The 13,558-nt window shown below is 67.8% G+C and carries 12 protein-coding genes; 2 read left to right on the plus strand and 10 right to left on the minus strand.

Annotation, left to right across the window (positions count from 1 at the left end; translation table 11 throughout):
- Positions 1–2: 2 nt before the first annotated feature.
- Positions 3–1,892, minus strand: a complete 1,890-nt coding sequence (gene lepA, locus RDCOP1_RS06430; RefSeq protein WP_072699288.1) for a translation elongation factor 4 — start codon at positions 1,890–1,892, stop codon at positions 3–5.
- 95 nt (positions 1,893–1,987) lie between these two features.
- Here lepA and RDCOP1_RS06435 point away from each other — a divergent pair, with 95 nt between their 5' ends.
- Positions 1,988–2,575, plus strand: a complete 588-nt coding sequence (locus RDCOP1_RS06435) for a type II toxin-antitoxin system PemK/MazF family toxin (RefSeq protein ID WP_072699641.1) — start codon at positions 1,988–1,990, stop codon at positions 2,573–2,575.
- A gap of 114 nt (positions 2,576–2,689) precedes the next feature.
- Here the strand turns inward: RDCOP1_RS06435 and RDCOP1_RS06440 are convergent, their stop codons facing one another.
- The 4 genes from RDCOP1_RS06440 to RDCOP1_RS06455 all read right to left on the minus strand — a co-directional run bounded on the left by RDCOP1_RS06440 (position 2,690) and on the right by RDCOP1_RS06455 (position 7,025).
- Positions 2,690–3,577, minus strand: a complete 888-nt coding sequence (locus RDCOP1_RS06440) for an aquaporin (RefSeq protein ID WP_084722467.1) — start codon at positions 3,575–3,577, stop codon at positions 2,690–2,692.
- A gap of 102 nt (positions 3,578–3,679) precedes the next feature.
- Complete coding sequence (locus tag RDCOP1_RS06445; protein WP_072699643.1) at positions 3,680–4,510, minus strand: transglutaminase family protein; 831 nt, start codon at positions 4,508–4,510, stop codon at positions 3,680–3,682.
- 8 nt (positions 4,511–4,518) lie between these two features.
- Positions 4,519–5,493, minus strand: coding sequence for an alpha-E domain-containing protein (locus tag RDCOP1_RS06450; protein ID WP_072699289.1), 975 nt, complete (start codon positions 5,491–5,493; stop codon positions 4,519–4,521).
- Positions 5,493–7,025: a circularly permuted type 2 ATP-grasp protein gene (locus tag RDCOP1_RS06455; protein ID WP_231923093.1), complete on the minus strand. Its 1,533-nt coding sequence runs from the start codon at positions 7,023–7,025 to the stop codon at positions 5,493–5,495. Before RDCOP1_RS06455 ends, RDCOP1_RS06450 begins: the two co-directional genes overlap by 1 nt.
- A gap of 304 nt (positions 7,026–7,329) precedes the next feature.
- Here RDCOP1_RS06455 and rpsT point away from each other — a divergent pair, with 304 nt between their 5' ends.
- Positions 7,330–7,590 (plus strand): 30S ribosomal protein S20, encoded by a 261-nt coding sequence (rpsT, locus tag RDCOP1_RS06460; RefSeq protein WP_072699291.1) that lies wholly within the window; start codon positions 7,330–7,332, stop codon positions 7,588–7,590.
- Positions 7,591–7,730: 140 nt separating this feature from the next.
- Here the strand turns inward: rpsT and holA are convergent, their stop codons facing one another.
- The 5 genes from holA to octT form a co-directional block, all read right to left on the minus strand.
- The gene (gene holA / locus RDCOP1_RS06465; protein ID WP_072699292.1) at positions 7,731–8,702 is read right to left on the minus strand and encodes a DNA polymerase III subunit delta; all 972 of its coding nucleotides are present in this window, start codon (positions 8,700–8,702) and stop codon (positions 7,731–7,733) included.
- On the minus strand, positions 8,699–11,047 hold the full coding sequence (locus RDCOP1_RS06470; RefSeq protein WP_072699293.1) for a ComEC/Rec2 family competence protein: 2,349 nt from the start codon (positions 11,045–11,047) through the stop codon (positions 8,699–8,701). The genes holA and RDCOP1_RS06470 overlap by 4 nt, the downstream gene beginning before the upstream one ends.
- On the minus strand, positions 11,044–11,880 hold the full coding sequence (locus RDCOP1_RS06475) for a ComEA family DNA-binding protein (RefSeq protein WP_072699294.1): 837 nt from the start codon (positions 11,878–11,880) through the stop codon (positions 11,044–11,046). Before RDCOP1_RS06475 ends, RDCOP1_RS06470 begins: the two co-directional genes overlap by 4 nt.
- A gap of 99 nt (positions 11,881–11,979) precedes the next feature.
- Complete coding sequence (locus RDCOP1_RS06480; RefSeq protein ID WP_072699295.1) at positions 11,980–12,795, minus strand: DegV family protein; 816 nt, start codon at positions 12,793–12,795, stop codon at positions 11,980–11,982.
- Positions 12,796–12,800: 5 nt separating this feature from the next.
- Entirely contained in the window at positions 12,801–13,520 is a 720-nt protein-coding gene (gene octT / locus RDCOP1_RS06485; RefSeq protein ID WP_072699644.1) for a diglucosylglycerate octanoyltransferase, read from the minus strand.
- Between the last annotated feature and the right edge of the window lie 38 nt (positions 13,521–13,558).

Here is a 13,558-nt window from a genome sequence, read left to right on the forward strand (position 1 = left end):
GACTACTTCTTGGGCTTGTCGGACGCGGCTTCGGACGACAGCGCAGCCACGAAGGCCTCCTGCGGCACCTCGACACGGCCGATGGTCTTCATGCGCTTCTTGCCTTCCTTCTGCTTCTCGAGCAGCTTGCGCTTGCGGCTGATGTCACCGCCGTAGCACTTGGCGAGCACGTCCTTGCGGATCGCCCGAATGTTCTCGCGGGCAATGATCTTCGATCCGATCGCGGCCTGGATCGGCACTTCGAACTGCTGACGGGGAATCAACTCGCGCAGCTTTGTGGTCATCTTGTTGCCGTACGCGGCGGCGGCGTCCTTGTGCACGATCGCACTGAAGGCGTCCACGGCCTCACCCTGCAACAGGATGTCCACCTTCACCAGCGCCGATTCCTGCTCGCCCGCCTCCTCGTAATCGAGGCTGGCGTAGCCGCGGGTGCGCGACTTCAAGGAATCGAAGAAGTCGAAGATGATCTCTGCCATCGGCAGCGTGTAGCGCAACTCGACGCGGGTCTCGGACAGGTAGTCCATGCCACCGAGTTCGCCACGACGAGACTGGCACAACTCCATGATCGAGCCGATGAACTCGCTGGGCGAGATGATCGTGCACTTGACGATCGGCTCGTAGATCGCCCGCGCCTTGCCTTCCGGCCAGAACGACGGGTTGGTCACGATGTGTTCCTGACCGCCTTCGAGCACGACGCGGTAGACGACGTTCGGGGCGGTGGAGATGAGGTCGAGGCCGAACTCCCGCTCGAGCCGCTCTCGCGTGATCTCCATGTGCAGCAGCCCGAGAAAACCGCACCGGAAACCGAAGCCGAGCGCGACCGACGTCTCGGGCTCGTACGTCAGGGCGGCGTCGTTGAGTTGCAGCTTGTCGAGCGCGTCGCGCAGGTCCGGGTAGTCCGAGCCGTCGACGGGGTAGAGACCGGAATACACCATGGGCCGCGGCTCGCGGTATCCGGTGAGCGGCTCTGTCGCGCCGTTGCGGGCGAGAGTCACGGTGTCGCCGACCTTCGACTGGCGCACGTCCTTCACACCGGTGATGAGGTAACCGACCTCACCGACGCCGAGGCCCTGTGTCGGCTTCGGCTCGGGCGAGACGATGCCGACCTCGAGCATCTCGTGGGTGCTGCCGGTGGACATCATCTTGATCTTCTCGCGCGGAACGATCCTGCCGTCCACGACGCGCACATACGTCACCACGCCGCGATAGGTGTCGTACACGGAGTCGAAGATCATCGCTCGCGCCGGGGCGTCGGCGTCACCGACGGGCGCGGGCACCTTGCGGATCACCTCGTCGATCAGAGCAGGGACACCTTCACCGGTCTTGCCGGAGACCCGCAGGACGTCCGAGGGTTCGCACCCGATGATGTTGGCGATCTCCGCGGCGTAACGATCGGGATCGGCGGCAGGCAGATCGATCTTGTTGAGGACCGGAATGATCGTCAGGTCCTTGTCGAGCGCGAGATACAGGTTGGCGAGCGTCTGCGCCTCGATGCCCTGCGCGGCGTCGACGAGCAGCACGGCACCCTCACACGCCTCCAGGGCTCGCGACACCTCGTAGGTGAAGTCGACGTGCCCGGGCGTGTCGATCAGGTGCATCACATACTCTTCGCCCTCGTACTTCCAGGGGAGCCGCACGTTCTGCGCCTTGATGGTGATGCCGCGTTCGCGCTCGATGTCCATGCGGTCGAGGTACTGCGCGCGCATCTGCCGTTCCTCGACCACGCCGGTGAGCTGCAGCATCCGGTCCGCGAGCGTCGACTTGCCGTGGTCGATGTGCGCGATGATGCAGAAGTTCCGGATCTTCCCGGGGTCCGTGAAGGTGGTGTCGGCGAAGGTGCTGATGTCGTGCTCCTGACTCGGGATGGCAACGGCCGTGCAGACCGCGGTCACACCAGCAGAATATCCAAGCCTGCGCACGGTCGGGACTCCGGCCGGGGCTCCGCTCGCCACACCCGGCGCTCGGAGGCTCGCTAAGCTCGGTGCTCGTGGCTGGCACATGGAAGAAACTAGGCATACAACTGGGCCGCCTCGCGGCCCAGCAGGGCCCGAAACTGTACAAGCAACTCCAGCAGTCGGGGGCATTGGACAAGGCGCGGACGGCGATCGGCAACGCCGCCGGCACGGCTGCGACCGGCACCGCCGGGACGACCCGCGGCCCGGTTCCGGGACGGCCCGTCGCGTCGCGTACCGCGCCCACCGCGCACCGCGCCCGGCGCATCTCCTACTCCCCGGACCTGGACGGCCGCGCCGATCCCGGTGAGGTCGTGTGGACGTGGGTGGCCTATGAGGAGGACGCGAGCCAGGGCAAGGACCGGCCCGTTCTGGTGGTGGGCCGCGACGGCAACACCCTCCTGGGGCTGATGCTGTCGTCGAACACCGACCGGGACGGACATCCCGACTGGGTCGGCGTGGGAAGCGGACGCTGGGACCCGGAGGGCCGGCCGAGCTGGGTCCGGCTCGATCGTGTGATCGACGTGCCGGAGGACGGCATTCGGCGCGAAGGCGCCATCCTCGCGCAGTCCCGGTTCGAGCAGGTCGCTGCTCGTCTGCGTTCCGACTACAGCTGGCAGTGACCGACCGCAACTGGCAGTGATCCACTTCCTGCGGTAAGCGAATACCGGCAGCAGCCGGCTGACCGGCACGAGACGACGCCCGGCGGGCCCCGAGCCCGCCGGGCGTTCTCCGGATCAGGACGGCCGCAGCCCCTGTCGTCGGCCGAACAGGAACGCGTAGGCCAGCGCGCCGAGCGCACCGCCTATCAGCGGGAAGACGATGAACAACCACAATTGCCCGAGCGCGCCGTTCTGATAGAACGCCACGGCGAGGCTGCGCGCCGGATTGACCGAGGTGTTGTCGATCGGGATCGAGATCAGGTGGATCACGGCGAGGGTGAATCCGATCGCGATCCCCGCGATCAGCACGTCGGCGATCTGATCGGTCGTGGAGAGCACCACGAACACCAGCAGCGCGGTCAGGAGTATCTCGACGACCATCGCGGCGCCGATCCCGTAACCGTTCTCGAGGACTCCGCCGAACGGCCCCCGGATCGCAGACGGACTGTGCGCGCCCCAGCCGTTCGCGCCGAGACCGTCTGCCGCGCGGTCGTACGCCGGGAGCGACGATGCGATCGCAAAGATCGTCACACCCGCCACCAGACCGCCGATCACCTGCGCGATCCAGTAACCGACCGCACGAACGGGCGTGACCTGGCCGACGATGAGCCGGCCGAGGGTGACCGCCGGATTCACGTGGCAACCCGAAATCGGGCCGATCGTGTACACGAGGAACAGCAGCGTCAGGCCGAACGCGAGGGCAACTCCGAGTTGGCCCACGTAATCGCCCGCGAAGACAGCTGTTCCGACAGCGGAGAACACGAGCACGAACGTCCCGATCGCCTCCGCCGCGCACCGTCTGAGATCGGAGTATTCGGCGGGTTCCGCGGTTTCCAACGCGGTTTCGTGGTCGGAGTCGTCGACCCGGTGTGCAGCATCGCGGATCCCGTTCTCCGGTTCTCGGCCGGTTCTCTGTGCGGGGTCGCGTAGTGGTTCCTGAGCCGGGTCACGTTCGGGTTCCATGAGTTCCCCTCGGAGGTCGTGGTCCCGGCCACCGGCCGGACCTACCTACACCGAACACCATCGAATCGTCTTGCCGCAGCATAATTCGCTCGTGAAAGCACACTACGCAAGTCGCGTGACCTCCACAACGACTTCCTGCGCCGCGGCGCTTCCGCCCATGTAGATGCCCTTGAGCGGGGGTACGTCGCCGTAATCCCGGCCGATCCCCACCGATACGTGTTGCTCACCCACGAATCTCGCATTGGTGGGGTCGTATCCCCACCACGCACCGGTCCATGCCTGAATCCACGCGTGGGATTGCCCCTCGACGGTTTCCCCGATCGTCGCGTCCCTGACGGGATGGAGATACCCGGAGACGTACTGTGCGGGAATTCCCATGGCACGCAACAGGAGCAGCGTCAGGTGAGCGTAGTCCTGGCACACCCCCTGACGTTCCTCGTATGCCTGGATTGCGGAGGTGTGGACGCCGGTCGTTCCCGGGACGTAATCCATCTGCTCGTGGACCCACTGTGCGGCGGCGACCACGGCGTCGACCGGGTCGAGACCCTTTGCGAGGTCCCGGGCGGTCTTGGCGAGCGCTTTGTCTGCCGGAACGTATCGGCTCGGCAGCAGCAATTCGTCGTATCGGTCCTTGGTGTCGGGTTCCCGGATCACGTCCCAGCCCGCCGGTTCCTCCTGCGGATCGAGCGAATCCGTCTCCACAACAGACAAACCGGTCACTTCGAGCGACGTGTGGGGTGCGTGGAGGTCGAACGCCGTCACGGCGCTCCCCCAGTAATCGGTGTACCGGTAGGAGCGCGTCGCGGGAGTCGTCTCGACACGACTGAGGATCACCGTCTGACGACTGTCGGACCGGGGCGTCAGACGCGCCTCGTTGTACGACGCCGTGACCGGCCCCGCGTACTCGTAGCCGGTCTTGTGGACCACGCGCATGCGCCAGCTCACAGTTCTCCCTCCAGAAGCAGATCGTCTTCACCGTCGTTGCGGGCGGAACTCCATGCCACCCAGGGCGCTGCGTGGAAATACTGGAGCGCGATGGCCTCGCCGACCTGCCGGCACATCTCCTGCAGGGCGTCGAGGCGTTCGGCGAGTTCCTCGAGGAGCACGCCCGGCCGGATGAATTCGAGCTCGCTACGGGCTCGCCCGAGCAGTCGCTGCGCTTCGTTGCGCGCACCGAAGCGGTGGTCGGTCTGGTCGTCGAGTTCGGTCAGGCACTGCTCTGCCTGCCGGATCGCGGAGAACACCGATCGGGGGAAAAGCCGGTCGAGCATCATGAATTCGACGATGCGTCCCGCGTCGAGTGCCCCCCGGTAGGTGCGCAGGTAGGTGTCGTATCCACCGGCCGAACGCAGTACGGTCGCCCAGGTCGGCGAGGTGGGCCGGTCGCCGGCACGGGAGAGCAGCAGCCGGACGATCATGTCGACACGTTCGATGGACCTGCCGAGCAACAGGAACCGGTATCCGTCGTCACGGCACAGCGTGCTGTCGGCCAGGCCCGCGAACATCGCGCCGCGGTCTTCGACGTAACGGAAGAACTCGTGGGGACCCAGACGTTTCGCGGCGCGTTCTCGTTCGGCGAGGGCGTTGTAGGTGGTATTGAGGCATTCCCACATCTCAGTGGACGTGACTTCGCGTGCACCGCGGGCATTTTCGCGTGCATGCGAGATCGTATCGAGAATCGACCCGGCGCCGTCTCGGCCGAACGCGACGATGTCGATGACCGTCTGCACGTCGAGTTCGCCTTCGGGCGCACTGAATCCGAGGACGCGCAGCAACTGCCGGCACGTGCGGTCGGGGTCCACCGTGGAGTCCTCGAGCAGTTGGTGCACCGCGACGTCCATGATGCGCGCCGTATCGTCGGCTCGTTCGACGTAGCGTCCGATCCAGAACAGCGACTCCGCATTTCGTGCGAGCATCAGCGTCCCCCTCCCTGTTGCTCTTGCTGTTGTTGCTGTTGCTGTTGTTGCTGCTCGGTGGTCAGTTCGGGTCCGCGGTCGGGTTGGCTCACCTCGGCCCTCTCCTCGACGAACCCCTCCCCGCCCAGTTCGCTGGCCGTGTCGGAGCTTCGGCTGGCCAGCACCCAGGTGTCCTTGCTGCCACCACCCTGACTGGAGTTGACGACCAGCGACCCTTCGGGAAGTGCGACGCGCGTCAGCCCTCCCGGAAGGATCCAGATCTCCTCGCCGTCGTTGACCGCGAACGGACGCAGGTCCGCATGGCGGGGAGCGAGTGTGTCGCCCGCCCTGGTCGGCACCGTGGACAGTTGCACGACCGGCTGGGCGATCCATGCCCGGGGATTGGCCCGGATCTTGCGCGCCATGGTCTTCAGTTCGGCCGCCGAGGCGTCGGGGCCGAAGACGATGCCGTACCCGCCCGAGCCCTCGACGGGCTTGATGACGAGTTCGTCGATGCGGTCGAGGACCTCCTCGCGTTCTTCGTCGAGCCAGCACCGCAAGGTGTCGACGTTGGGCAGGAGGGGCTTCTCGCCGAGGTAGTAGTCGATGATGTCGGGCACGTAGGTGTAGACGAGTTTGTCGTCACCCACGCCGTTTCCGACTGCGCTGGAGATCACTACGTTGCCGGCGCGCGCGGCGTTGAGCAGACCCGCCACTCCGAGCACCGAATCCGGCCGGAACTGGAGCGGGTCGAGGAAGTCGTCGTCGATGCGCCGGTAGATCACGTCGACTTGCTGCTCACCTTCCGTGGTGCGCATGTAGACGATGTTGTCGCGGCAGAAAAGGTCGCGGCCTTCGACGAGTTCCACACCCATCTGCCGGGCGAGGAGGGAGTGCTCGAAGTAGGCGGCATTCGCGAGACCGGGGGTGAGGACGACCACCGTGGGGTCGGCTGCGTTGGGCGCGGCCGCGGCGCGGAGTGCCCGCAACAGGTGCAACGCATAGTCCCCGACCGGACGCACCTTGTGCTGGACGAAAAGATCGGGCGCCACCCGAGCCATGACGCGCCGATTCTCCATGACGTAGGACACTCCGGACGGCGATCGGAGATTGTCTTCGAGAACGCGGAAGGTTCCCTTCTCGTCGCGGATCAGGTCGATTCCGGCGACGTGGATGCGCACCCCGTTCGGCGGGACGATTCCCGCCGCCTGCCGGTGGAAGTGCTCGCAGGACGTGACGAGGCGCTTGGGGATGACGCGGTCCCGCAGGATGCTCTGCTCGCCGTAGACGTCGGCGAGGAACAACTCGAGTGCCCGCACCCGCTGCCGGATCCCCTTCTCGAGCCGGTTCCACTCCGCTGCCGCGATCAGGCGCGGCACCATGTCCAGCGGGAACGGCCTCTCCTGACCCGACAGGGAGAAGGTCACACCCTGGTCGGTGAAGGCCCTGCCCAGCGCGTCGGTGCGCGCCGCGAGATCCTCGGGACCCTTGGACTCGAGAATCTGGTGCAGCCGCCGATACGGCGGACGGACCTTGCCCTCCGCATCGAACATCTCGTCGTACGCCAAACGGTCCGGGTTTCTCCCGTAACCGTCGAACACATCGGGGTTCTTCCTGCGGTGCCTGGCCGGGGACGTGCCCGACGCAGTAGGTGTACGGCGACTCATGCCGGAATCGTTCTATATGTGAGGGCGTTGTGCACAATCCGACATCGAACTGTCTTGGGGGCGAAACACTGCGGACATGACGATTGCGCCGGTTTGGGCTTTGCGGGCCTTCTTGGTATCGTTGCCTGTCGGTGCCTAGTGCATCCAGAGCTTTTCAACCAGCTACCAGCAACACGACAGGATTCTACGCGTGGCCAACATCAAGTCCCAGGTGAAGCGAATTCGCACCAACGAGCGCAACCGGCTCCGGAACCAGTCGGTGAAGTCGGCGCTGCGTACCGCGATCCGCTCCTTCCGCGAGGCCGCGGCCGCTGGCGACAAGGACAAGGCCACCGAGCTTCTCGTCGCCACCAGCCGCAAGCTCGACAAGGCAGCCAGCGCGGGTGTCATCCACCCGAACCAGGCCGCCAACAAGAAGTCTGCACTGGCCAAGCTCGCCAACTCGCTCTGAACGTAGTTCCGAGGTAGTAGACGCGAGCTCTGCTTTCCGAAAGCCGCTTCCCCGACGGGAAGCGGCTTTCGTGTGTTCGCGCGACCCCTCCGCACTGAACGGCTCGTGTGGATCTCCGAGCCGGTCAGCGTCCGGTGTCGTCAGCCGGCGAGCTCAGCCACCGTGCGGACCGCGTGCTCGAGCGCGTAGTCCGGATCGGCGGCCGCACCCTTCACGTCGGCGTTGAGCGCGGCCACCACGCCCAGCGCCGTGCCGATGGATGCCGGTGCCCACGCTCTGGCCTGCGCCTGAGCCTTCTTGACCTTCCACGGGGGCATCCCTAGTCCGGATGCCATGGAGAACGGGTCGCCGCGACCGGCCGAGCCCACTCGCGCGATCGTGTGCACCGCGTCGGCGAGCGCATCGGCCAGCAGCACATGAGCGACACCACGGTGCATCGCCCACCGCAGTGCCTCGAGTGCACCGGCAACGTCACCCGCGACAGCTTTCTCCGCTACGTCGAAACCCGTGATCTCGGCTTTGCCCGAGTAGTAGCGGCGCACCGCCGCGGCGTCGATCTTTCCGCCGGTGTCGGCCACCAGCTGGCTGCAGGCAGCGGCCAATTCGCGCAGATCGGATCCGACCGACTCGATGACCAGCTGTTCCACGTCGGACGCGACCCGGACATCGGCTGCCTGGAATTCCTTGTGGACGAACGCGCGTACCCACGCGACTCGGTCGCCCGCCTTCGCCGGTGCGGCGCAGTCGTGTTCGACAGCCCCGCACGAACGCAGTCCCCCGACCATCGCCTTGGCCCGGCCTCCACCGTTGTGCACCACGACGAGTGCCACGCCGCTCGGCACGTCGGCCGCCGCGTCGAGAATCAGGGCTGCCGCGTCCTTGCCGGCCTCCCCCGCGGACTCGAGCACCACTACACGGTCCTCGGCGAACAACGACGGGCTCAGCAGTTCCGCCAGCTCGGGAGGAGCGGCATCCCCGGCCCGCAACCGCGACACCGGAAGATCGGTGCCCGCTCCGCTCCGCGCCCGAACGTCGGCGACGATCTTCGCAATTGCACGGTCGATCAACAGTTCCTCGTCGCCGAGGAGCAGATGCAAAGAAGAGTCGCTCACGGCTCGATGGTGTCACGGCGGTCCGACACCACGGCCAATGCCCCCGAGCCCGCACGCACCACCGCGACATCGCCGTGCCGATCGGTACTCAGCACCCGCGCTCCCAGCGCCCGAAGTGCAGCAATCGTCTGCGGATGCGGATGCCCGAAGGTGTTGTCACGCCCCGCGCTGACCACCGCGACGCGCGGGCGGACCGCGGTGAAGAACCGGGTCGGAGTGGTACGCGAGCCGTGGTGCGGCACTTTCAGCACATCCGCACGCACATCGGCGCCCGAGCGCACCAGCGCATCGAGCGCGGCCTCTTCCGCATCGCCGGGCAGCAATATCCGGCCTACCGGGGTGTCGGCGACCAGGACCAGCGACAGATCGTTCTCCTCCGCGTATCCGGGACGGACCGGGCCGATCACCCGGATCGTCGTGGCTCCGGCCACCAGGACGTCGTCGCGCCCGACCTCTCGCACCTCAACGCCGTGCCTGGCCGCCACGCGAGCAAGGTCCGTGGCGCCTTCACGGTCGGCGGCACCGGGGCCCACCACCACCGACGCGACATCCCGCCCCCGGAGGACACCCGGCACACCCCCGGTGTGATCGGCATGAAGGTGCGTCACCACGAGCATCGAGACACTGCGGATGCGGAGGCGCCGCAGGCAGCGGTCCACGGGTTCGGGCTCCGCACCCGCGTCGACGACCACAGCACCTCCCCCGTCCGTGGCAAGGATCAGTGCGTCGCCCTGGCCGACGTCGCAGGCAACCAGTACCCACCCGTCGCCCGGCCATCCGGGCTGCAGGAGCCGGACCGGGAGCCACACTGCCGCGGCGGCGAGGAGCGCGACACCGACCACGACCCGTACTCGCCCGTATCGCGCAGCGCAGCAGATCACCGACGCGACGACACCGACGAGGACCGCCCCGGTCGCCCCTTCGGGCACCGCAACCTCCGCAGACGGCACAGCTGCGGCGCGCTCGGCGATACCGAGCATCCACCACAAGAACGGTGCGGCGACGGTGGCGAGCACCTCACCCGCACCGGAATGGGCCGTTGCGGCCACCGCGACACCGGATCCGAGCACGGTCAGCGGTGCCACGACGGGCGCGACGAGGATGTTCGCCGCGACGGACACGAGACTCACCGTTCCGGTGGCCGCGGCGACGATCGGCGCGGTGACGGCGAACGCCGTCCCCGAGACCGCCGACACCTCGGCGACCACACGCGGCCAGCCGTGTTCACGCAGCCACATGACGACCACGGGTGCGAGCACGACCAGGCCCGCGGTCGCCGAGACAGACAATGCGAAGCCGACGTCGACGGCGAGGTCGGGGTCGAGGACGAGCAACGCACCGACGGCACCGCACAACGCCGGCAACGCCTGGCGTTCGCGGCCGGCGACGAGTGCCAGCAACGCGATCGCGCCCATCGCCGCGGCGCGCACGACACTCGCCGAAGGTCGCACCACGATCACGAAAGCGACGAGAGCCACTGCGGCCACGGCCGTTCCGGTGCGCGGGCCAACACCCACTGCGCGGACGACGAGCAGAACCGCACCGAGCACGATGCTCACGTTCGCCCCGGATACGGCCGTCAGGTGCGTCAACCCGGCGATACGGAAGTTCTCACGCGTGCCGTCCTCGAGCCGGGAGGTGTCTCCGACGACGAGACCGGGCAGCAGTCCCGCTTGGTCCGCAGGCAGCGCACTTCGGCATGCCTCGGCCAACCGCTTCCGCACCGTGCCTGCCCACCTCTGCCAGACGGGCGGGGATGTCACGGCGTTCGGCGGGTCCTCGGCCCGGAATATCGCGACGTCCGTGCCCGGTCCGGTGATCGGCGACAGCCGGAAACGCGCGGTGACACGTTGTCCGGGAGAGATGTCCGACCATCCGTCTGCGGGAGCGAAGACGACGACAGTTCCGCCCGTGACAATTGGGATTCCGTCGACGGTCACGTGCCGAAGTACCGCCGGTATCCGAACCTGTGCTTCCCCACCGAATCCGACGCGCTGCAGCGCCTTCGGATCGTCTGTGGGTTCGAGAACCGCACTCGCCCATCCCCCGGCGGCGGCAGCCTCGACCACCGGATGTGTTTCGGTGAACCACATGCGAATTCCCGTCGCCGTGCCGAACCCCGCGACGACCGCGCATACTGCCAGCACCACCGGCACGGCAGCAGGTGCCTGCCGAATCCCCTGCCCGCGCACGCACACTACGTAGAGCAGACCCGCCGCGACGCACGCGAGGACGGCGACCGCACCGGCAGGCCCCGAACCGCGGTGAAGACCGAGCGCTGTCACGCCCCACGCTGCGGCAGCACACGGCACCAGGCGGGCGTCGAGGTCGGGCAGCGCGGTCACACCGTGACCAGTTCGCGCAACCGCGCGAGCCGCGCCGGGCCGATCCCGTCGACCTCGCCGAGTTGCTCGACATCGGTGAACGGCCCGTTCGCCTGCCGGAACGCGACGATGGACGAGGCCGTCACCGGGCCTACACCGGGAAGCGCATCGAGCGTCGCCTCGTCGGCGGCGTTGAGATCGACCTTTCCCTGTCCCGGTGGTCCTGCCGCGCCCGGACCGCGGTCGCCTCCGTCGAGCGGACCCGCGCCGGAGACGACGCTTCCGTGGGGAACGGGTTGTGGCGGAGACAATCCGACGACGATCTGGTCGCCGTCGGAGATGCGGCGGGCGAGATTGAGGCCAACGAGGTCCGCCCCAGGTGCGACACCCCCTGCGGCGTCGAGCGCGTCCGCCACGCGTGCGCCGGGAGCGATCTCGACGAGCCCGGGCCGGTGGACGAGGCCCACCACGCTCACGACGAGGGCGGCAGGTTCCGTCTCGGGTTCCGGTGTGGCCCCTGTGGTCGCCGCAACCGTGCTCGCCGCCACCGTGGTCGCGGGGGTGATTTCGACGGCGGGCAGCGGTGGCACGGGGTCCGGGACGGGCCGGTCGCGCCAGAGCACACCCACCGTGACCAGCACGGCGAGCACACCCACCCCGGCGAGCGCCGCGGTGCCGCGGTGTCCGGTGCTCCATCGTGCGGCGAGGAGGCGGTCGCTCAGGGTCGTCGTCGGTGGAGGCTCGGGTTCGTCGTACGCCTGGGCGTCCCGCAGATCGTCGACCTCGGGACCCGCCGTACGCGCGATCGCACCGAGTCTGCTTCTCGCCACGTCGCCGTCGTCACTACTCGCCATGCCGCGACGCTAAGGTCGCCTCGAACCCCGTACCCGTCCCCGGAGACGGGTACGACTCCACCTGGGGATCGATCGTCTACCTGGGGACAAGGTGCGCACTCAACTGTGCGCGACGACAACTCCCACTGCGCCCGGCCCGACGTGCGCACCGAGGACCGCATCGAGTTCGGTCACCGTCACCTCCGCCTCCGGGAGCCGCTCGGACAGTTGCTCGACGATCCGGCCGGCTCTCTCGGGTGCGTCACGGTGATGCACCGCTACGAGCGCGCCCGGTCCGGCCTCGGCGACGACGCCGTCGACGAGCTTGGTCATCGCCTTGGTCATGGTTCGGGTCTTCTCGCGCAGGACGAGTTTGCCCTCGACGAGATGGAGGACGGGTTTCATCGCGAGTGCGGTACCGAGCAGCGCGGTGGCGGTACCGATTCGCCCGCCGCGCCGCAGGTGGTCGAGACGGTCGACCACGAGCAGGGTCCGAGCCGACGCCGCGACCTTTTCGGCCCGGTAGTACACCTGGTCGAGGTGTTCACCGGCCCGTGCCGCACGAGCGGCGTCGAGCACCGCAAACCCCAAACCCATTGCGGTGTTACGGGAATCGACGAGTCGGATGCCGTCTCCGAGGGCATCCGCGGCGGACCGCGCAGCGTCCCAGGTGCCGGACAGCAACCGCGACAGGTGCACCGCCACCACACCGTCGCCGTCGCTGTCATCCAGCGCGGAGGTGTACACCTCGGTCAGTTCGGCAGGCGACGGACCCGACGTGGTCACCGTCGCGAGGTCCTCCGGAAGCTCGTCGACCCCTTCGCGCAGATCGCGGCCGTCGGCGATCACATGCAATGGCACGACACGGATGTCGTACCGATCCACCATTTCCGGATCGAGACAGCACGACGAATCGGTCACCACCACGACAGTCACGAGGACTACCGTAGGCCGTCCGCCGCCGGCCGCGCATCCCGGCGCGCCATCCGCACCGCGTCCACGACCTCGGCCGCGACTCGCCGGTGCGCCTCCCAGCCCCAGTGGATACCATCCGGATTCGCGTCGTCGGAGAAGATGTTGTCGTGGACCGCCTCGCCGAGATCGACCAGCGGCACCGCATGCTCCGACGCCCATGTCGTGATCGCCTGCACCGCGGGACGACGACCCCGGTGGACCGAGCGGTAGTGCTCACTGCGGTGCACCGACGGCAACGTTCCGACGACGGGCAGATCCGGGCGCACGTACGCCAGTGACTCCCTGATCATCTCGAGGTATTCCACGCTGACTCGGGGCGGCAGCGCGACGGGCCAGCCCAGCGGCGAGAGCCGGGGCTGAAGCCATCCGTACGCGTTGCGGGCGACGCGGCGCAGCGCCGGGGGGCGCACGTAGCGCAGTCCTTCTCGCAGCGCTGTGGGCAGCGGCGAAGGGAGGGTGTCCATCCCGCCTACTCCGAGCACCACCGCACCGGCGCGCGGAATGGTTGCCCAGACCCGCGGGTCCTGAGTCAGCGCCCACCATGCGTCGCGGGAGGTCCATCCGATGCGCGCGACGAGTTCCACGTCCCAGCCCAGTTCGGCGGCGGCGAGGTTGGGCCAGATACGCGGATGATCGGCGGGCAGTCCGCCCTTGGGGCCGTAGTAGCTCAGGGAGTCGGCGAGCACCAGCAGGGTGGGCCGTCCGGTGCCGGATCCGGTGTCCT

This window comes from Rhodococcus coprophilus NBRC 100603 (genome assembly GCF_001895045.1).
Classification (GTDB): Bacteria; Actinomycetota; Actinomycetes; order Mycobacteriales; family Mycobacteriaceae; genus Rhodococcus; species Rhodococcus coprophilus.